Raw genomic sequence first — 19,781 nt, 5'->3', positions numbered from 1 at the left:
GAGGGGGGACGGGGTGGCCGCCTGCGCCGGTACGGGGACGGGCACGGGCGCCGATACCGATACCGGAGCCGGTGTCTGCCCGGGCGCCGATGCCGGAGTCCGCGCGGGCGCACGCCCGGGTGCGGGTGCTCCGCCGGGCGCGGGTGCTCCGCCGGGCGCGGGCGACGGGCGAGGAACCGATTCTTCAAGGCGCGGCTCGGCCTGTCGGTGCCGACCGAATCCGCTGGGCGTGGTGTACAGCGTGGTCATGCCCGGACCAACGCGCCCCGGCGGTCGTGGTCACCGCCGAACGGATTCGAGCGACAGTTCGCCCGGTACCCGGTGCACGGCTCTGGTCCCCGGAGCTGCATCTGACGTACCGTCAGTTTCCCTCGCCGGAACCCTGCCGACCAGGAGGTCCGCCATGTCCGCGCACCGGTACGTCGACGACCGGCCCGTCGCCCTCGACGAATACCCCGTGCACCAGGCCCCGCTCTCGATGAAGCACCTCGTCAGCGGCGACCGCAACGCCTACGACCGATGCATCTTCCATGTCTTCGACCACACGGGCCGCGCCCTGCTCATCGCCGGCCTCGGCGTCTACCCCAACACCGGCGTCATCGACGCCTACGCCACCCTCCGCGTCGGCGACCGGCTGCACGCCGTCCGCGCCTCCGACGCCCTCGGCGACGACCGGACGAACCTCTCCGTCGGCCCCCTCTCCATCACCGTCGACGAACCCCTCAAGCGCCTCTCCCTGCGCTGCGCGGCCGACCCCGGCGACCCCGACGGGCTCTCCTACGACCTCTCCTGGACCGGCGACTTCCCGGCCGTCTGGGAGCCCCACCACACCCAGCGCCACGGCGGCCGGCTCACCCTCGAAGGCCGCCGCTTCGTCCAGGCCGGACACTGCGCGGGCACGATCAGGGCCGGCGGCGAGGAGTTCACGGTCACCCCGGGGGAGTGGACCGGCACCCGCGACCGCAGCTGGGGAGTCCGCCCCATCCCCGGCGAGGAGCCCGGCCGCGGCGCCGAACACCGTCCCGAGGGCTTCCACTGGCTCTGGATCCCGATGCGCTTCGAGGACCGCTTCCTCATGGTCATCGCCCAGGAGGACGCCGACGGCTACCGCACCCTCAACGAGGCCCTGCTCGTACGGAACGGCCGCCGCGACACCCAACTCGGCTGGCCCCGCACCGAGATCACGTACCACCCCGGCACCCGCCACCCCGAACGGGCCACCGTCCACCTCACCGACCCGACCGGGAAACCCCTGGAGATCGGCGTCGAGATCCTCGCCTCGTCCCCGCTCGCGGTCGGCGCCGGCTACCCGCCCGCCACCGACTGGCAGCACGGCACCTGGCAGGGCCGCGGCTGGACCGACCGGCGCGTCTACGACCTCTCGGACCCGGCGGCCCACCCCATGGCCGCGTACGGAGTCACCGACCACGCCGCCCGCTTCACCCTCGACGGCCACACCGGACACGGCGTCTTCGAGCACGGCACGTTCGGCCGCCACGACCCCAGCGGATTCACCGACCACACGTCAACGGCCCTCTGAGGAGCACGCCTTGGCCACGCCCCGACCCCGCACCACCACCCGGGACCCCGAGGAACTCGGCCGCAGGCTCACCGCCTGGCTCGACCGGCACCTGCCCGGGGCCCGCGTCACCGGACTCGCCGTCCCCGGCTCCAACGGCATGTCCAGCGAGACCCTGCTCTTCGACCTCGACCACCCGGACGCCCCCGTCCGCGGCTGCGCCCTCCGGCTGGCCGCCGACCCCGCCGCGTACACCGTCTTCCCCGTCTACGACATGGCGCGCCAGCACCGGGTCATGCGCCTGGTCGGCGAGCACACCGACGTCCCCGTGCCGCGCGTGCTCTGGCTGGAGGAGGACCCGGGGCCGCTCGGCGCGCCCTTCTTCGTGATGGCCCGCGCCGAGGGCCGCGTCCCGCCGGACGTCATGCCCTATACGTACGAGGGGAACTGGCTGCACGACGCCACCGACGCCGAACGCACCCTGCTCGAAGCCGAATCCGTCTCCGTACTGGCCCGGCTGCACGACCAGTTCCCGGTGAAGGAGGCCGAGTTCCTCCTGCCGGAGGGCCCCGGAAGCCCGCTGCGCCGCCATGTCGACGCCCAACGCGCCTACTACGCCTGGGTGGTGGACGGCCTCGCCCCCTCGCCGCTCATCGAGTCGGCCTTCGACTGGCTGGAGGCGCACTGGCCCGCCGAGGAGGGCCCGGCCGTCCTCGGCTGGGGCGACGCGCGGATCGGGAACATCGTCTACGACGGGTTCCGCGCCGCAGCCGTCCTCGACTGGGAGATGGCGGCCTGCGTCCCGCGCGAGGTGGACCTCGGCTGGACGGTCTACCTCCACCGCTTCTTCCAGGACCTGACCGTGGGCTTCGGCCAGCCGGGACTGCCCGGCTTCCTGCGGCGCGAGGCCGTCGAACGGCGCTACGCGGAACTGACCGGGCACACCCCGCGCGACATGGAGTTCCACACCCTGTACGCCGCGCTGCGGCACGCGATCGTCATGCTCAGGATCGCGTACCGGCAGGCCCACTTCGGCGAGGTCGAGGTACCCGCGGACCCCGACGCCCTGATCCTGCACCACGCCACCCTGGCGGCGATGGTGCGGGGAAGCTACTGGTGAGCGCGTGTCAGGGCCGGCTCGGGCCCTGACGTCCCCCTAGGCCGCGCGCCGCATCTGCGGCACCCGCATCGGACGGGAGCCGGGGCCGCCGACGTGTGAGAAGGGCTGCGTGCGCCAGTCGAGACCCTGGGGGAGCGTCAGGAGCAGCGCGGTGTCCTGCTCCTGGACCTCCAGGCTGTCGTCGGCCGGACGGGCCTCGGTCGCCGACAGGCCCGTACCCGGGCAGACCGTCAGGACGAACGGGTTCCACGGCGTGGGGCACAGCGCGTGCTCCGGCAGCGCGTCCTCGTCCGCGAGCAGCGCGATGGGCTGCACGCACTCCGGGCAGATGACCCGGAACATCTCAAAGGTGTCGTACGCGTCGAGCTCGTCGGACGTCTCGACCGAATCAACAGGCTCCTGCATGGAGAATCTCCCCCTCGGGTGGGTCGGCCGGTCTGTACGGCCTCGACCACAGCAAGCACTTCCCATGCGGCCGTCCGCATAATCGTGTGGCAGTACCCGAGGGCGGACGCAAACCTGTGGCGTTCGTCACATGCCCGTCGCAGGTGCCCCGTGGCCGCCCATACCGCCCGATAGCGGTGCTCCCCGGCGGTGCTCGTTTTCCCCGGTGGCCATAGGGTCACCGCATGGAGGAGCTGGATCGTCAGATCGTGGAGTTGCTCGTCAAGGACGGGCGCATGAGCTACACCGACCTGGGCAAGGCCACCGGCCTGTCCACGTCGGCGGTGCATCAGCGCGTCCGCCGACTGGAGCAGCGCGGAGTCATCCGCGGCTACGCCGCCGTCGTCGACCCGGAGGCCGTGGGCCTGCCGCTGACCGCCTTCATCTCGGTCAAACCCTTCGACCCCAGCTCGCCCGACGACACCCCGGACCGCCTCGCGGACATCCCGGAGATCGAGGCCTGCCACAGCGTCGCGGGCGACGAGAACTACATCCTCAAGGTCCGCGTCGCCACCCCGCTGGAGCTGGAACACCTGCTCAGCCGCATCCGCTCCCAGGCCGGCGTCTCCAGCCGTACGACGGTGGTCCTCTCCACCCCGTACGAGGCGCGACCGCCGCGCATCTGACCGCCCCCGGGCCGTGTCCGGCGGGTCATGGCCAGGGCGCGGCCCCTGCGCGTGGCCACGCGCAGGGGGACCTGCCGGACAAACCGGGTCTCGGCAGGTCCTAGCCTGGTCGCATGAGTGAGTCCATGCCCCCCGCGTCTCCCGGCGAACACCGCACCGTGCTGCTGCGCGGTGGAGAAGTCCACAGCCCCGCCGACCCCTTCGCCACCGCCATGGTGGTGGAGCGCGGACATGTCGCCTGGGTGGGCTCCGAGGGCGCGGCCGACGCCTTCGCCTCCGGTGTGGACGAGGTGGTCGACCTGGAGGGCGCGCTCGTCACCCCGGCCTTCGTCGACGCCCATGTGCACACCACCGCCACCGGCTTCGCCCTCACCGGGCTCGACCTGTCCTCCGCCGGCTCGCTCACGGAGGCGGCGGAACTGATCCGCGCCCACGCCGCCGCCCGCCCCGAGGACCGCATCCTCATCGGCCACGGCTGGGACGCCTCCCGGTGGCCCGAGCGCCGGCCGCTCACCCGCGCCGAACTCGACGAGCTCACCGGCGGCCGCCCGCTCTACCTCACCCGTATCGACGTCCACTCGGCCGTCGTCACCACCGCGCTCCTCGACCTCGTCCCGGGCGTCCGTCACCTGGACGGCTTCCACGACGGGCAGCGGCCCCTCACCGGTGACGCCCACCACGCCGTGCGCGCCGCCGCCTTCGGCGCCGTCTCCGCGCGCCAGCGCACCGAGGCGCAGCGCGCCGCCCGTGAGCGGGCCGCCTCCCTCGGCATCGGCACCCTGCACGAGTGCGGCGGCCCGCAGATCTCCTCCGAGGAGGACTTCACCGGCCTCCTCGACCTCGCCCGCGACGAGGCCGGCCCCCGCGTCGTCGGCTACTGGGCCGACCTGGACGTCGAGCGAGCCCGTGCCCTCGGCGCCCTCGGCGCGGCCGGTGACCTCTTCGCCGACGGCTCCCTCGGCTCCCACACGGCCTGCCTCCACGAGCCGTACGCCGACCACGCCGACGCCGGCCACACGGGCGCCGCGCACCTGGACGCGGCGACCGTCGCGCTCCACGTCGTGGCCTGCACCGAGGCCGGCCTCCAGGCCGGATTCCACGCCATCGGGGACGCCGCCGTGACCGCCGTCGTCGAGGGCGTCAGGGCGGCCGCCGAGAAGCTCGGCCTGGCCAGGATCCGAGGTGCCCGGCACCGGGTCGAGCACGTCGAGATGCTCACCCCCGAGACCATCGCCGCCTTCGCCGAGCTGGGCCTCACCGCCTCGGTCCAGCCCGCCTTCGACGCCTTCTGGGGCGGCGAGGAGGGCATGTACGCCGACCGGCTCGGCGTCGAGCGGGCCCGCACGCTCAACCCGTACGCGGCGCTGCTCCGCTCCGGTGTGCCGCTGGCCTTCGGCTCGGACAGCCCGGTCACCCCGCTCGCCCCCTGGGGCACCGTCCGCGCCGCCGCCTTCCACCGCACCCCCGAGCACCGGATCTCGGTCCGGGCCGCCTTCACCGCCCACACCAGGGGCGGCTGGCGGGCCGTGGGCCGCGACGACGCGGGGACGCTGGTCCCCGGCGCCCCCGCCGACTACGCGCTCTGGCGCACCGAGGAACTCGTCGTCCAGGCCCCCGACGACCGGGTGGCCCGCTGGTCCACCGACCCGCGTTCCGGGACGCCCGGTCTGCCCGATCTGACCCCGGGAGTCGACCTCCCCGTCTGTCTTCGGACGGTCGTGCACGGCCGGACGGTGTTCGTACGGCCGAACGAGTGATGTAGGGATATGTCCTACCTGGGGCCCCCGTCCGTACGGTTGTCCCCGACCTGCGGATCTTCCCCTCCGGCCTGGCCTTTTGGTACGTCTCCGCAGGTCAAGCCGGTATTGACAGCCGACCGTCAGGGGCGGGTAGGTTCTCCGCGTCCACCACAGGACGTCCGACCGGACCACCTCCTCGCAGACGCCGAACGCCTCCCGCGCCTCGGCCACGAGGGAAGGTTTCTCCGGCGGAAGGTGCGACCCGGGTGGGGCCCGGACGTTCAGTAGACAACGGCTCTCGGTCGACCCGCAGCCAGCGGATCCCAGGTCGGACCGAAGGACGTCGGGCCCCGCACCGCACGCCACCCCTGCCACAGGACCCGCCGAGGCGGAGCACTCCGGGGACCTCGCTATGGTGGGGGCCTGCGTTTGTATCCGAAGGGGCAGTAGTGAACGACGGTGGCCAGAGGCGTTACGGCCCGCTCGGCAAGGCCTTGGTGATCATTCCGACCTACAACGAGGCGGAGAACATCAAGCCGATCGTCGCGCGGGTGCGGGAGGCCGTGCCCGAGGCGCACGTTCTCGTCGCCGACGACAACAGCCCTGACGGCACGGGCAAGTTCGCGGACGAGATCGCGTCCGACGACGACCATGTGCACGTCCTGCACCGCAAGGGCAAGGAGGGGCTCGGCGCCGCCTACCTCGCCGGCTTCCGGTGGGGCATCGAGCACGGGTACGGCGTCCTCGTCGAGATGGACGCCGACGGCTCCCACCAGCCCGAGGAGCTCCCGCGGCTGCTCACCGCCCTCAAGGGCGCGGACCTGGTGCTCGGCTCCCGCTGGGTGCCCGGCGGCCGGATCGTGAACTGGCCGAAGTCCCGCGAGTTCATCTCCCGGGGCGGCAGCCTCTACTCCCGCGTGATGCTGGACGTACCGATCCGCGACGTCACCGGCGGCTACCGGGCCTTCCGCAAGGAGACCCTGGAGGGCCTGGGCCTGGAGGACGTGGCCTCCGCGGGGTACTGCTTCCAGGTCGACCTGGCCCGCCGGGCGGTCGCCGCCGGCTTCCATGTCGTCGAGGTGCCGATCACCTTCGTGGAGCGTGAGGTCGGCGACTCGAAGATGAGCCGGAACATCGTCGTCGAGGCGCTGTGGCGGGTCACCGGCTGGGGCGTCTCCGCGCGGGCGGAGAAGGTCGGCAAGCTGCTCGGCCGCCGTTCCTCCTGACCGGCCGGGGGCCGGCTCACCGGTCCTCCTGACGCGTCCGGGGCCGGCTCCCCGGTCCCGGCCGTCCTGATCCCCTCTTTACGACGTTCCGGCGTGGCCCCAGGCACACTGGGGACCATGACGACCGGCGCACCGCCTCCCCTCGCCCCCAAGCGCTCACGCGCGCGTACGTTCCTCCCGCTCGGCGTCGCCGCCTGGCTGGTCCTCGAGATCTGGCTGCTCACGGTGGTGGCGGGCGCGGCGGGCGGCCTGACCGTCCTCGCCCTGCTCGTCGGCGGCGCCGTGCTCGGTGCCGCCGTCATGAAGCGGGCGGGACGGCGCGCCTTCAGGAACCTCACCTCGACCTTCCAGCAGGCCCAGGCGGCCGCTCAGTCGGGGCAGCTGCCCCAGACCCCCGAGCGGACCGGCGCGGAGGACCGCAACGGCTTCCTGATGCTCGGCGGCCTGCTCCTCATGATCCCGGGCCTGGTCTCGGACGCGGCCGGACTGCTCCTGCTGATCCCCCCGGTCCGCTCCTTCCTCGGGCGGTACGCGGACAGGGCCGCCGAGCGCCGGATCAGCGCCGCGCCTCCCGGCAGCCTCCAGGACGCCTTCCAGCAGGCGCGTATCCACCGCCCGGACGGCAAGGTCGTCCAGGGCGAGGTCATCCGCGAGGACGCCGCCGGCGGCCCCCGGAGCGCCGACGAGCACCGCCCGCCCCTGACCCCCTGACGCGCTTCCCCCTTCCCCCTGCGGGGTGGGGCACGCGAACGCCGCGGGGCCCGGTACACAGTTCGTGTACCGGGCCCCGCGGCGTTGTTCGTCCGGTGGGTCCGCTAGGCGGACTTACGGCTGTCGCGCGGATGCACGGCGATGTTCATGGCGCCGGAACGAAGGACGGCCAGCCTTTCGGCGAGGACCTCCTCCAGCTCCTCGCGGGTGCGCCGCTCCATGAGCATGTCCCAGTGCGTACGCGCAGGCTTGCCCTTCTTCTCCTCAGGTCCGTCCCCATCCACCAGGAGTGCCTGGATTCCGCAGACCTTGCACTCCCACTCCGGCGGAATCTCCGCCTCAACCGAGAAGGGCATCTCAAAACGATGTCCCTTCTCGCATGCGTACTCCACCGCCTGGCGCGGGGCCAGATCGATGCCGCGGTCGGTCTCGTAGCTCGTCACCACGAGGCGCGTGCCGCGAAGAGCTCGCTCACTCATGAATCGTGCCTCCCGGGCTTGTCGCCCACAGGACAGGTGTCGCTGTCGTCGTTATCCGGTCAACGTCCGGTCGGCGGTAAAGATTCCCGTGCCGGGTCATGCGTCGCCCGTCGTGCCGCCCCTTGTTGTACCCACCAGTGCCCGTTTTGTCACATCTGGCGGCAGAAGTGACCCGGCGTTTTCACCAAAGCAGCACGCAGTAACGGTCCGCCTGGCAGGCCAAACGCGTACACTACCGCCCTTTCGCTGCCACGTCTAAATACGGTCAGGAACGGTGTTCCCCGCGGCTTCCACCGCGCGCCGCACCGGAACCCGGGCGAGCAGGGCGAAGCCGACCACGAAGAAGATCACCAGGGAGATGATGGCATCCCGGTAGCTTCCGGTCAGCTGATACGCGAGACCGAACACGAGCGGACCGAGCCAGCTGAGCCCGCGGTCGCTCATCTCGTACGCCGAGAAGTACTCCGCCTCCTTGCCGCGCGGCACCAGATGCGAGAACAGCGAGCGCGACAGAGCCTGGCTACCGCCCAGGACCAGGCCGATCGCGGCCGCCAGGCAGTAGAAGAACACCGGCGCGTCGGCCGGCAGGAGGTAGCCCGCCACCAGGATCAGCGTCCAGACCGCGAGCGAGGCGAGAATCGTCCGCTTGGCGCCGTACGCCCGGGCGAGTCGCCCCATGCCGAGCGCCCCCGCCACCGCGAGCACCTGGACCAGCAGGACCGCCGTGATGAGCGTGGTCTGGTCGAGCCCCAGCTCCTCCGAGCCGTACACCGAGGCCTGCGAGATCACCGTCTGCACACCGTCGTTGTAGACCAGGTAGGCGAGGAGGAAGGAGAGCGTCAGCGGGTGCCCGCGCATGTCCTTGAGCGTCGCCCGCAGCTGCCGCCACCCACTGCCGACCGGGCCCCCGCCCGCCCCTTCGTATCCCTCGGAGCGGATCCGCCGGTCGCGCAGCCGCCGCAGCGGTACGACGGTGAAGGCGCCCCACCACACACCGGCCGAGGCCAGACAGATCCGGACCGCCTCGCCCTCGGTGAGACCGAAGGAGTCGTGGCCGGAGTACAGGATCAGGTTCAGGACGAGGACCAGCGCTCCGGACGTGTAGCCGAAGGCCCAGCCGCGCGAGGAGACCGCGTCCCGCTCCTCGGGCTCCGCGATCTGCGGCAGATACGCGTTGTAGAGCGTCATGGAGACCGCGAGCGAGGCGTTCGCCACGATCAGCAGGAACGCGCCCAGCAGATACCGCTCGCCCGCGAGGAAGAACATCCCCGCCGTGGCCGTCGCCCCCAGGTAGGCCGAGGCGGCGAGCAGCGGCTTCTTCCGGCCCGTACGGTCCGCCACCGCGCCCACCAGCGGCATCACCAGGACCGCGACGACGAGCGAGGCGGACACGGCGTACGCGAAGAGCGAACCGGCCCGCACCGGGATCCCGAGCGGGTGGACGAAGCCCTCCGCGTCGGACGCCGCACGGGCCACGGAGTTCAGGTACGGGCCGAGGAACACGGTGAGCACGCTCGTCGAGTAGACCGAGCACGCGAAGTCGTAGAAGTACCAGCCCCGCTGCTCCCGCCGGCGCTCGGCGGGCCCGGCGGCGTACTCCTCCGGTTCGGTGGTTCCAGCGGTCAAGGCCCCGCCCCCTCGTTCGTCCCCGTGATCCGGACCGGTGACCCGGGCCCGGTGCCCCCGGCACGCGCGCTCAGACCCACACGCCCCGCTCGGTCAGCACCGTGCGCAGCGTCTCCAGCTGATCGGTCATGATGCCATCGACCCCGAGGTCGAGGAGAGAGTTCATCCGGGCCGGATCGTTCACCGTCCACACATGGACCTGGAGCCCGCGCGCGTGCGCCTCCCGGACGAAACGCCGGTCCACGACCTGGACGCCGCCCTGGCGCTCGGGGACCTGCGCGGCCACCGCCCCGGCCCGTACCGCCGCCGGGATGCCGAGCGAGCGCAGCCGCAGCCCGAGCACCCCGCGCACCCCGTACGAGGTGGCGAGCCGGGGGCCGGCGAGACGCTGCGCCCGTGCCACCCGGGCCTCGGTGAAGGAGCCCACGCAGACCCGGTCCCAGGCCCCCGTCCTGTGGATCAGGTCCACCAGCGGCTCCAGGGCCGACTCGGCCTTGAGGTCCACGTTCCACCGGGCCTCCGGGAACTCGTCCAGGAGGTCGGCGAAGAGCGCCAGTGGTTCGCTGCCCGCCACGCGGGCCTCGCGCACCGCCTCCCACGGCAGGTCCCGGATCCGGCCCGTGGCGTCCGTGACCCGGTCGAGGGTCGCGTCGTGGAAGGCGACGAGCGCCCCGTCCGCCGTCGTGTGCACATCGGTCTCGAAGTACCGGTAGCCCGCGGCGGCGGCCCGGCGGAAGGCGGCTGCGGTGTTCTCCAGGCCGTTCGCCGTGCCGCCGCGATGGGCGAACGGGAGGGGCGAGGGATGGTCGAGATAGGGGTGGCGTACGCGAGTCACCGCCGCAGTATGGCCCCTGACGGTGTCGCCGGGGCGACCGCGGTGCTGCCGGGGTCCGGCTCGGGAACGGCGAACCAGCGAAGGAAGAACTGGGCGAGCGGCCCGATCGCGAGCGCGTACAGGACCGTGCCGACGCCGACCGAGCCGCCGAGCAGGAAACCGGTGGCGACGACCGCCACCTCGATCGCCGTCCGCACCAGACGGATCGAACGGCCGGTGAGCCGGTGCAGACCGGTCATCAGGCCGTCCCGCGGGCCGGGGCCGAAGCGCGCCGCGATGTACAGGCCCGTCGCGACTCCGTTGAGGACGATGCCGGCCGCGAGCAGCGGGATCCGCCCGACCAGGCCGTGGACGTCCGGGACGAGCGCCAGGGTGCCGTCCATCGCCAGACCGATCGCGAACACGTTGGAGACCGTGCCGAGCCCCGGCCGCTGCCGGATCGGGATCCACAGCAGCAGCACCACGGCCCCGACGATGATCGACACCACCCCGATGGTCAGGCCCGTCTTCTCGGCGAGACCCTGATGGAGGACGCCCCAGGGCTCCAGGCCGAGACCGCTGCGGACGAGAAGCGCCGAGCTGACCCCGTACAGCGCGAGGCCCACGTAGAGCTGGACGAGCCGACGGGTGAGGTACCGGCCGGGATGGCCGGAGGCGATGGACAAGGATTCCCCCCAGGGTGGTGGTAGTGGACTGGCTCATGACACTCTGTGGCGGGGGAACGGATGCCAACCATGGCCAATTCGAGGAAGGTGGACTGATTTCGATGGCCCAGTGGACTTCGGCGGTAGGACCGGCTCAGCTCGCACGGCAGCTGCGGGCGCAGCAGCCGCGGCCCGCCGGGCCCGGCGCGCGCAAGCCGCCCGCCTACCGCGCGCTGGCCGACGGGATCCGTCTGCTCGTCCTGGAGGGCCGGGTCCCGGTCGCCGCCCGGCTGCCCGCCGAGCGCGAACTCGCCCTCGCCCTCACCGTCAGCCGCACGACGGTGGCCGCGGCCTACGAGGCGCTCCGCGCCGAGGGCTTCCTCGAGTCCCGGCGGGGGGCAGGCAGCTGGACCGCCGTACCGGCCGGGAACCCGCTGCCCGCCCGCGGCCTCGAACCGCTGCCCCCGGAGTCCCTCGGCTCGATGATCGACCTCGGCTGCGCGGCCCTGCCCGCGCCCGAACCCTGGCTCACCCGTGGCATCCAGGGCGCTCTGGAGGAACTGCCTCCGTACGCCCACACCCACGGGGACTACCCGGCGGGGCTGCCCGCGCTGCGGCAGATGCTCGCCGACCGCTACACCGCGCGCGGCATCCCCACGATGCCCGAGCAGATCATGGTCACCACCGGCGCCATGGGTGCCATCGACGCCATCTGCCACCTCTTCGCGGGACGCGGCGAGCGCATCGCCGTCGAGTCCCCCTCGTACGCCAACATCCTCCAGCTGATGCGGGAGGCCGGGGCCCGGCTCGTGCCCGTCGCCATGTCCGAGGGCCTCGGAAGCTGGGACCTGAGCCGCTGGCGCCAGGTGCTGCGGGACGCGGCACCCCGCCTCGCGTACGTGGTGGCCGACTTCCACAACCCGACCGGGGCGCTGGCCGACGAGGACCAGCGCAGGCAGCTCGTGGACGCCGCCCGCTCGGCCGGCACCGTGCTCGTCGTCGACGAGACCATGGCCGAGCTGCACCTCGACGACGACCTGGAGATGCCCCGCCCGGTCTGCGCCTTCGACCCGGCCGGCTCGACGGTCCTGACGGTCGGCTCGGCCAGCAAGGCGTTCTGGGCCGGCATGCGCATCGGCTGGGTGCGGGCGGCTCCCGACGTCATCCGCTCCCTGGTGGCCGCGCGCGCGTACGCCGACCTCGGCACGCCGGTCCTCGAACAACTGGGCGTGAACTGGCTCATGCACACCGGCGGCTGGGAGGAGGCCGTGGCGCTCCGCCGCGAGCAGGCACGGGAGAACCGGGACGCGCTCGTCACCGCCGTCCGCAGGGAGCTCCCCGAGTGGGAGTTCGCGGTGCCGCAGGGCGGCCTGACCCTCTGGGTCCGCACCGGCGGCCTCTCCGGCTCCCGGCTCGCCGAGGCGGGGGAGCGGGTCGGGGTCCGCGTCCCCTCCGGTCCGCGTTTCGGCGTCGACGGGGCCTTCGAGGGCTTCGTCCGGCTGCCCTTCACGGTCGGCGGGCCGGTCGCCGACGAGGCCGCCGCACGGCTGGCCGCGGCGGCCCGCCTGGTCGAGTCGGGCGCGGGCGGGGGGACGGAGCCGCCGCGGTCGTTCGTGGCGTAGCGGTCTGTGTCACGCGGAGAGGCCGGTACGGACCCCAGGTCCGTACCGGCCTCTCCGCGTGCGCGTGCTCAGCCCTCGGCGGGCACCGGGGCGTGCAGGGGGGCTGGGCCCGGGTGCGGTTCGGCGCGGGGTGCGGGGGCCGGCTCGGGGGCCGAAGCGGCGAGGGTCTCGGGGACGGGGGCCGGGCTGACGACGGTCTTGGGCTCCGGGGGCGAGCCCGCGACGGTCCGGGGTTCGGGGGACGAACCGATCACGACCTGGGGCTCGGGGGGTGAGCCGATCACGATCTGGGGTTCGGTGGGTGAACCGATCACGACCTGAGGCTCGGGGGCCGGACCGGTGACCGCCTTCGACATGGAGGTCGGGCCGGCGACCGTCTCGGCCGCCGGGGCCGTCGCCGCGCGGCGCTCCGGGAGGAGGTCCAGGACCGCCCTCCGGTGTGCCTCGCTCGTCGCGTCGTCGTATGGGTCGGGCGTCGCCGGCACCTGGAGGCGCAGGACCGGGCCGGTACCCAGACGGGCGTAGCCGCGGCCCGCGGGGACCTGGGGCATCGGGGTGGTGTGGGGCTCCGCGCCGAGGACCGCCGAGATCTGCTCCGGCGCGGCGGGGCCGAGCACGATCCGGGCACGCGTGTGCGTGCGTACCGCCTCGCTGAGCGATTCCACGCTGTCGAACTGCTCGGCGACCACCACCGTGACCTGGGCGGCGCGCCCGTGCCGCAGCGGCACCTGGAGCAGCTCCTGCGGGTCGGTGCGGCCGTCGGCGGCGGCCAGGTGGCCGAGGACGCTCGGCCGGTCGAGCAGGATCCACAGCGGCCGCCGGGTGTCTTCGGGCGCCGGGTGGCCGGCCTGCCGGGCCCGGTTGGCGGCGACGAGCCGGCGTTCCGTCTCGTGCGCCGCCCATTCCAGGCCGGCCAGGGAGCCGGAAAGACCGCACTCGACGGCGAGGACGCCGTCGCGGCCGGTGAGGCAGGCGTACTCGCCGGTGCCGCCGCCCTCGATGATCAGCACGTCGCCGTGGGGGAGGGCCTGCAGGGCGATCGAACGGAGCAGGGAGGTGGTGCCGCTGCCCGGCTGGCCCACGACGAGCAGATGCGGCTCGGTGGAGCGGGGGCCGGTGCGCCAGACCACGGCCGGCGCGTCCTCCGTACCGTCCGCCACGACCACGGGCACGGTCCGCTGCACGGCGTCCGCGTCGGTGAAGCCGAGGACCGTCTCGCCCGGCACGGTGACGAAGCGCTGGGCGGCGATCGTGGTGGGCAGGGCGGGCAGCACGCTCATGACGAGCCGGTTGCCCTCCTCGTCCCAGTCGAAGCGGTACTCGCGGCCGCGCCCCGACTTGGCGTGCAGAAGATGCTCGATGCGCGCGCGTGCCTCGGGCTCGCCGTCGGTGAAGTACGGGGGGTAGGCGATCCGCAGCCGGGTGAGCCGCCCGTCCTCGTCGAAGGCGTACTCCGCGAAGGCGCCGCTCCAGTCGCCTCCGTGGGCGAAGAGCGGGGAGGGGTCGTCGGGCACGGAGAAGTAGGGCACGAGGGCCTCGTACAGGCCCTTGAGCCGGGCGACCTCCGCGTCGTCGGGCCCGGTCTTCACGACCGGCCGTACGCGTCCCTTCCACGCGGCCGCGCCCATGAGCGTGACCAGTGCGAAGAGCGGTCCGTACGGCGCGAGGGCGATGACCAGGACGCAGGCCGCGACCAGGAACAGCGTGGGACCACGCCGTTCCTTGGGGGTCGCGGCCCACTTGGCGCGCGCGGTGGCGGCCAGCTTCCGCAGACCACGGGAGACCGTGATCAGGGGATGGAGCACGTCGGTGGCGCTGTCGGCGGCCGTACGCGCGATCTCTCGACTGCGAGCGATCTGTGCGTTGCCGCTGCTCAGAATGCGGGGGAGTGGTCGCCGGGCCACGAAGTACTCCTGAGGTGGTGGAAGGGACGGAAGGGCGTCAGAACTTGATCCCGCCCAGGAGGCCGGCGAGGCTCTGCCCGCCCGCCGTGATGCTCGGGGCGATGGCGGTGCCCGCGAGGTAGAAGCCGAACAGCGCGCTGACGAGGGCGTGCGAGGCCTTCATCCCGTCCTTCTTGAAGAACAGGAAGCAGATGATGCCGAGCAGGACGACGCCTGAGATGGACAGGATCATTGGTGTTCTCCTGGTTGAGGGGGACAGTCACCATGAGTCCTTCCAAGTTCACAGCAAGTATCTATGTGACTAAAGGTTCATTCAGGTGAAAAACGGTCGATTTCACTTGACCGGCGGACGTCGAACGCACTGTCGGGTGGCGAAATGCCCGGTGTGGGTTAGAGGGACGAACCGGGTGCGGGATGCCGTGATCTTTGCCTCGGTCGCGCGAGGTCATGTCACCGGACGGGCAGTACCCTGTCGATTCACTCGTACGGCGGCGCTCGCCGTGCGCAGGCCGACAACGCAGGAGAGAGGCGGTCCCACCCGATGAGCGAGACTCCGGACCCCGAGGTCATCGAACTGGCGTCCAAGGTCTTCGACCTCGCGCGGACCGGGGACGCCGACGCGCTCGCCGCCTACGTCGACGCGGGCGTCCCCGCGAACCTCACCAACGACAAGGGCGACTCCCTCGTCATGCTCGCCGCCTACCACGGCCACGCCGGCGCCGTCTCCGCCCTCCTCGCGCGCGGTGCCGACGCCGACCGCGCCAACGACCGCGGCCAGACCCCGCTCGCCGGCGCCGTCTTCAAGGGCGAGGACGCCGTGATCCGCGCGCTCCTCGCCGGCGGCGCGAATCCGGAAGCTGGGACTCCGTCCGCCGTCGACACCGCCCGGATGTTCGGCAAGACCGAACTCATCGAGCTCTTCGGAACCCGGTGAACGGGTACTGAACCCCAGGTGAGAGCGGCGTCGTAAATGTGGTCGCGGTGGCGAAATGGGTGGGTCATCATGACGTCGGGCCCGGCAAAACGGGCCACCGACGAGAGGCAGAGGAAGATGGTCACTGGCAAGCGCAGGACGACGGGCGGCCCGACATGTTGCCGCACGGCCTAGGCGTACAGCGATGTACCGCCTGACCCGGGTCATCCCGGTATCCCCCGGTCGTGTCGACAGCTTGATGTGAGGCGTCTTCCCATGTTCGATCCAGTCATAGCGCCGAGCGGCACCCTGCTCGGCCTGCTGCAGCGGGGCCGCGGCGACGGCACCCTGCACGCGCTCGCCGCGCCACGCGCCGAGGCCCTCGCGGCCCTCAACCACTGCGTTCTCGACGACCCCCGCCACGACTGGCAGGTCGAGAACCGCTCCCTCTACTACGCCCGTCTCTACCTGGACCTCCACGGCGGTCTCGAGGCGATCGAGGCGCACCTCTTCGCGGCCGAGGACCACCTCGACACCGAGGAGTCGAGGACCGGGCTCGCGCTCTCCGTCCTCGGGCACCTCGCGTCCTACGGACGCCAGGACGCCCTGCTCCTGCTCCGCCGCTACGCGGCGACCGGCACGAACTGGGCCTGGGCCCTCGACGAGCTGGCGCTCCGCGACGACGACGCCGGACTGCGCGCGCTCGCCGTTCCCGTACTGGCCCGCTTCCCGGCCGACGCGGAGGGCGACGCCGAGCTGGCCGGCATCGTCAGGGACGCCTTCGAGCCCCGCCCGTGGCGGCTCTGGGCAGAAGATCAGCGCGACGCCGTCGGCGCCCGGGTCAGGGCCGCCCAGGAACAGGGCTCCTTCGACCGCTGGCAGCGCCAGATGCGCCCCGCCGGGCCCCGCCCCGGCTGGAGCGTCCGGGCCGTCCTCGACTGGGCGCAGGAGGGATACGAGCGCGGAGCCGTCCTGTACGGGCCCGCCGCCCGCTGCCTGACCGCCGTCGCGGGCCCCGAGGACCGGCCCGAGCTGCTCGCCGCCGCCCGTCACGGCTCGGTGGGAGCCCGGGGCGCCGCCCTGCACCACCTCGCCGAGTCGCGGGACCCCGCCGTCCTCGACCTCGTCGAGGCCGCCGCCGACGGCGACTCGCACGAGGTCGCCGAAGCCGCCGTCGCCGCCTACCGGCGCATGTGCGGCGAGGACGCGGTCGCCCGCGCCCGCGCGTGGGTCCGCAGGACCGACGCCCTCGGCGCCGCCGCCGCCGACGTGCTCGCCTGCCGCGGCACCGCCCAGGACTCCCCCTCCGTCCTCGGCGCGCTCCGCGACACCATCCGCTCCGAAGGCCCCGACTCGCCCGCGCTCGCCGGGCTCGTCGACGGCGTCGGCCGCCTCGGCATCGCCTGCGCGGCCCCCGTACTGCGCCACGTCTACCGCGAGACGGCCTCCTCGCAGCTACGCGGGCGCGTGGCCCGTGCCCTCGCCGCCACCGACCCCACCTTCGCGACCGGCTTCGCCGTCGAATGCCTCTGGGACTGCGAGGAGACCACCCGCGAGGTCGCGGCCCAGCACGCCGAGACCGGGGACGTCCGCGTCGCCGAGCGGTTGCGCCGCCTCGCCGCCGACCCGGCCGAGGAGGTCGAGGTCCAGACCGCGGTCCGCAACCGGATAGGCCCGGACCTCCAGGTCTGACCCCCTGCCCCCACCGCCTCCGGGGCGGCGCGGCCCGCGACGGAGAACCCGCCACGCGAGGCCCCGCCCCGGAGGACCGGGCGGGCGTGCCCCCACCCCCGTGCGTCGCCCGGCGACGGCCCCGCGCGAAACGCTCATGGGACGTTCCCTCCCCGTCCAGATCGACGTCGGCGGGGGCACGCCGGGCGCGACGACAACACCCGTATGCGTGTCGTCATCGTCACCGAATCCTTTCCTCCCGATGTCAACGGTGTGGCGCACTGCGCCCTGCAGACCGCGCGCCATCTGGTCCTGCGGGGCCACACCCCGCTCGTCATCGCCCCCGCCGTCGCCGACCCGGCCGCGGGCGCCGACGCCCCGTGCGGCGTCGTACGGGTGCCCTCCCTCCCCCTCCCCGGCTATCCGCAGGTACGGGTCGCCCTGCCCAGCCGCCGTGTCGCCGCGGCCATCGCCGCCCACCGCGCCGACCTCGTCCACCTCGCCGGACCGTTCGTCCTCGGGGTGCGCGGGATGACCGCGGCCGCCCGGCTCGGCATTCCCGCCGTCGCCGTCTACCAGACCGACCTCGCCGGCTACGCCCGCACCTACGTGGGCACCGGCGAGGGCGCCGCCTGGCGGCGCCTCCGCGCCGTCCACGGAGCGGCCGACCGCACCCTCGCCCCCTCCTCCGCCGCCGTCCGCGACCTGGAGGCCCACGGCATAGGCCGCGTCCGGCTCTGGGGACGCGGCGTGGACACCGCACGCTTCCGCCCCGAGCTGCGGGACACCGCCCTGCGCCGGGAACTCGCACCCGAAGGGGAACTCCTCGTCGGCTACGTCGGTCGCCTCGCCCCCGAGAAGCGCGTGGATCTCCTCGCCGCCGTGGCGGAACTCCCCGGCGTGCGCCTGGTGGTCGTCGGAGACGGGCCGAGCGGGCCCGCGCTGCGCACCGCGCTGCCGGGCGCCCGGTTCCTCGGCCGCCGCACCGGCGCCGACCTGGCCAGGGTCTTCGCCTCGCTCGACGTGTTCGCCCACACCGGCCCGTTCGAGACCTTCTGCCAGACCGTCCAGGAGGCCATGGCGAGCGGCGTCCCCGTCGTCGCCCCCGCCGCCGGGGGGCCCTTGGACCTGGTCGATCACGGCCGCACCGGGCTCCTCGTACCACCGGGGGACCCGGACGCGCTGCGCGAGGCCGTCGTCGCGCTCGCCGCCGCACCGGACCTGCGCGCGGCCTACGGCCGGGCGGGCCGGGTCGCCGTGGAGGGCCGCACCTGGGAAGCGCTCGGGGACGAGCTGATCGGCCACTACCTGGAGGTCCTGCGCGAGCGGACGGCGGTGGCGGCGTGAGCGGCGACGGCGCGAGCAGTGACGGTATGAACAGCGACCGTGTGCGTGACGACCGTGTGCGTGACGACGGTGTACGTGACGACGGTGTGCGCGGCGACGGCGCGCCCCGCGGTCTTCGTATCGTGCGGCTCGCCAACTTCGTGACCCCCTCCTCCGGCGGCCTCCGCACCGCCCTCGACCAGCTCGGCCGCGGCTACCTCGCGGCCGGACACGAACCGGTCCTCGTCGTCCCCGGTGAGGCCGAGAGCGACCACCACACCGCGCAGGGCCGGGTCATCACGCTCCCCGGTCCGGTCCTGCCCGGCACCGGCGGTTACCGGGTCCTCGCCGACCGGCGCCGCGTGCGCCGCCTCCTCGACGGACTCGCACCCGACCGGATCGAGGTCTCGGACCGTACGACCCTGCGGTGGACGGGGGAGTGGGCGCGGCGCGCCCGCGTGCCCTCGGTGATGGTCTCCCACGAGACGGCGGACGGGGTGCTGCGCACCTGGGGCGTGCCGCCCGCCGTCGCCGCCCGCGCGGCGGACCGGCTCAACCGCCGCACGGCGTGGGCGTTCTCGCGGATCGTCTGCACCACGGAGTGGGCGGAGCGCGAGTTCGTACGGATCGGGGCCCGCAACGTCGTACGGGCCCCGCTCGGCGTGGATCTCGACCGGTGCAGGCCCGACCGCCGCGGCACCGCACTGCGGGCCCGGTACGCCGGCGGGGAGCGGGTGCTGCTCCTGCTCTGCTCACGGCTCTCCGTCGAGAAGCGGCCAGGCACGGCCCTGGACGCCCTCGCCGAGCTGCGGGACGCGGGCGTCGCCGCCGCGCTCGTGGTCGCGGGCGACGGGCCCCTGCGGGGTGCCCTGGAGCGGCGGGCGCGGGAGCGTCGGCTCCCGGTGCGGTTCCTCGGGCACGTCGCGGACCGGGAGGCCCTCGCGGACCTCCAGGCGGCGGCCGACGTGTGCCTGGCACCGGGACCGGCCGAGACGTTCGGTCTCTCCGCCCTCGAAGCCCTCGCCTGCGGGACTCCTGTCGTCGTCAGCGCGTCCTCCGCGCTTCCGGAGGTCGTCGGCACCGCCGGGGCCGCCGCAGTGGACACACCCGGGGCCTTCGCGTCGGCCGTCCGGGGACTCCTCGCCGGTCCGGAGAGCGCCCGCCGCGCGGCCGCACGCGCGCGTGCGGAGGTCTTCACCTGGGACCGCTCCGTCACCGCCTTCCTCCGTGCTCACGACGCCCTGTCGGCACCGCGGCCCCGCCTCCCCGAGAAGGCCCGGCGATGACCCGGGACCGGGCGACCGCCGTGGGCACGGCCCTCTCCCGCGTAGCCGCGCCACGAAACCGTCGCGGGCCCCATGCCGGTGACGGCCCCG

The 19,781-nt window shown here is 73.5% G+C and carries 18 protein-coding genes; 11 read left to right on the top strand and 7 right to left on the bottom strand.

Annotated features, from left to right (window positions below; all coding sequences use genetic code 11):
- Positions 1 to 403: 403 nt before the first annotated feature.
- Both ACZ4VK_RS34815 and ACZ4VK_RS34810 read left to right on the top strand, forming a co-directional pair.
- Entirely contained in the window at positions 404 to 1,540 is a 1,137-nt protein-coding gene (locus ACZ4VK_RS34815; protein ID WP_468361362.1) for an Rv3169 family protein, read from the top strand.
- 10 nt (positions 1,541 to 1,550) lie between these two features.
- Positions 1,551 to 2,639, top strand: a complete 1,089-nt coding sequence (locus tag ACZ4VK_RS34810) for a phosphotransferase family protein (protein ID WP_468361359.1) — start codon at positions 1,551 to 1,553, stop codon at positions 2,637 to 2,639.
- Between the two features lie 36 nt (positions 2,640 to 2,675).
- Here ACZ4VK_RS34810 and ACZ4VK_RS34805 read toward each other — a convergent pair whose 3' ends face one another.
- Entirely contained in the window at positions 2,676 to 3,044 is a 369-nt protein-coding gene (locus tag ACZ4VK_RS34805; RefSeq protein WP_468361357.1) for a hypothetical protein, read from the bottom strand.
- Positions 3,045 to 3,268: 224 nt separating this feature from the next.
- On the opposite strand from ACZ4VK_RS34805, the gene ACZ4VK_RS34800 reads away from it, so the two are divergent.
- The 4 genes from ACZ4VK_RS34800 (at position 3,269) to fxsA (ending at position 7,385) form a co-directional block, all read left to right on the top strand.
- Positions 3,269 to 3,709, top strand: coding sequence for an Lrp/AsnC family transcriptional regulator (locus ACZ4VK_RS34800; protein ID WP_073818744.1), 441 nt, complete (start codon positions 3,269 to 3,271; stop codon positions 3,707 to 3,709).
- Between the two features lie 113 nt (positions 3,710 to 3,822).
- On the top strand, positions 3,823 to 5,466 hold the full coding sequence (locus tag ACZ4VK_RS34795; RefSeq protein WP_468361354.1) for an amidohydrolase: 1,644 nt from the start codon (positions 3,823 to 3,825) through the stop codon (positions 5,464 to 5,466).
- A gap of 431 nt (positions 5,467 to 5,897) precedes the next feature.
- A complete protein-coding gene (locus tag ACZ4VK_RS34790) occupies positions 5,898 to 6,674 on the top strand; it encodes a polyprenol monophosphomannose synthase (RefSeq protein ID WP_468361351.1) in 777 nt (258 codons plus the stop codon).
- A gap of 117 nt (positions 6,675 to 6,791) precedes the next feature.
- The gene (gene fxsA, locus ACZ4VK_RS34785) at positions 6,792 to 7,385 is read left to right on the top strand and encodes an FxsA family membrane protein (RefSeq protein ID WP_468361348.1); all 594 of its coding nucleotides are present in this window, start codon (positions 6,792 to 6,794) and stop codon (positions 7,383 to 7,385) included.
- Positions 7,386 to 7,489: 104 nt separating this feature from the next.
- Here fxsA and ACZ4VK_RS34780 read toward each other — a convergent pair whose 3' ends face one another.
- The 4 genes from ACZ4VK_RS34780 to yczE all read right to left on the bottom strand — a co-directional run bounded on the left by ACZ4VK_RS34780 (position 7,490) and on the right by yczE (position 10,990).
- Positions 7,490 to 7,864 (bottom strand): RNA polymerase-binding protein RbpA, encoded by a 375-nt coding sequence (locus ACZ4VK_RS34780; protein WP_015032218.1) that lies wholly within the window; start codon positions 7,862 to 7,864, stop codon positions 7,490 to 7,492.
- Positions 7,865 to 8,119: 255 nt separating this feature from the next.
- Positions 8,120 to 9,490: an MFS transporter gene (locus tag ACZ4VK_RS34775; protein WP_468361345.1), complete on the bottom strand. Its 1,371-nt coding sequence runs from the start codon at positions 9,488 to 9,490 to the stop codon at positions 8,120 to 8,122.
- Between the two features lie 70 nt (positions 9,491 to 9,560).
- Positions 9,561 to 10,325, bottom strand: a complete 765-nt coding sequence (locus tag ACZ4VK_RS34770) for a glycerophosphodiester phosphodiesterase family protein (RefSeq protein ID WP_468361342.1) — start codon at positions 10,323 to 10,325, stop codon at positions 9,561 to 9,563.
- Positions 10,322 to 10,990: a membrane protein YczE gene (yczE, locus tag ACZ4VK_RS34765; RefSeq protein ID WP_468361339.1), complete on the bottom strand. Its 669-nt coding sequence runs from the start codon at positions 10,988 to 10,990 to the stop codon at positions 10,322 to 10,324. Before yczE ends, ACZ4VK_RS34770 begins: the two co-directional genes overlap by 4 nt.
- A 101-nt stretch (positions 10,991 to 11,091) precedes the next feature.
- Between yczE and ACZ4VK_RS34760 the strand changes: the two genes are divergently transcribed.
- Entirely contained in the window at positions 11,092 to 12,591 is a 1,500-nt protein-coding gene (locus tag ACZ4VK_RS34760; RefSeq protein ID WP_468361337.1) for an SCO1417 family PLP biosynthesis transcription factor, read from the top strand.
- Between the two features lie 68 nt (positions 12,592 to 12,659).
- Here ACZ4VK_RS34760 and ACZ4VK_RS34755 read toward each other — a convergent pair whose 3' ends face one another.
- Together ACZ4VK_RS34755 and ACZ4VK_RS34750 are read right to left on the bottom strand one after the other, a co-directional pair.
- Positions 12,660 to 14,495 (bottom strand): hypothetical protein, encoded by a 1,836-nt coding sequence (locus ACZ4VK_RS34755; protein ID WP_468361334.1) that lies wholly within the window; start codon positions 14,493 to 14,495, stop codon positions 12,660 to 12,662.
- Positions 14,496 to 14,532: 37 nt separating this feature from the next.
- Positions 14,533 to 14,727, bottom strand: a complete 195-nt coding sequence (locus ACZ4VK_RS34750; protein ID WP_015032212.1) for a hypothetical protein — start codon at positions 14,725 to 14,727, stop codon at positions 14,533 to 14,535.
- Between the two features lie 309 nt (positions 14,728 to 15,036).
- On the opposite strand from ACZ4VK_RS34750, the gene ACZ4VK_RS34745 reads away from it, so the two are divergent.
- From ACZ4VK_RS34745 to ACZ4VK_RS34730, 4 genes are all read left to right on the top strand, one after another.
- Complete coding sequence (locus ACZ4VK_RS34745) at positions 15,037 to 15,429, top strand: ankyrin repeat domain-containing protein (RefSeq protein WP_468361331.1); 393 nt, start codon at positions 15,037 to 15,039, stop codon at positions 15,427 to 15,429.
- Positions 15,430 to 15,684: 255 nt separating this feature from the next.
- Entirely contained in the window at positions 15,685 to 17,100 is a 1,416-nt protein-coding gene (locus ACZ4VK_RS34740) for a HEAT repeat domain-containing protein (RefSeq protein WP_468361328.1), read from the top strand.
- Positions 17,101 to 17,304: 204 nt separating this feature from the next.
- On the top strand, positions 17,305 to 18,426 hold the full coding sequence (locus ACZ4VK_RS34735) for a glycosyltransferase family 4 protein (RefSeq protein WP_468361325.1): 1,122 nt from the start codon (positions 17,305 to 17,307) through the stop codon (positions 18,424 to 18,426).
- Between the two features lie 26 nt (positions 18,427 to 18,452).
- Positions 18,453 to 19,691, top strand: coding sequence for a glycosyltransferase (locus ACZ4VK_RS34730; protein WP_468361322.1), 1,239 nt, complete (start codon positions 18,453 to 18,455; stop codon positions 19,689 to 19,691).
- The last annotated feature ends 90 nt before the right edge of the window (positions 19,692 to 19,781 follow it).

Source organism: Streptomyces sp. NPDC028711 (assembly GCF_055565415.1).
Note: the sequence above shows the minus strand (reverse complement) of the source record. Positions and strands in the feature narration are given on the sequence as shown.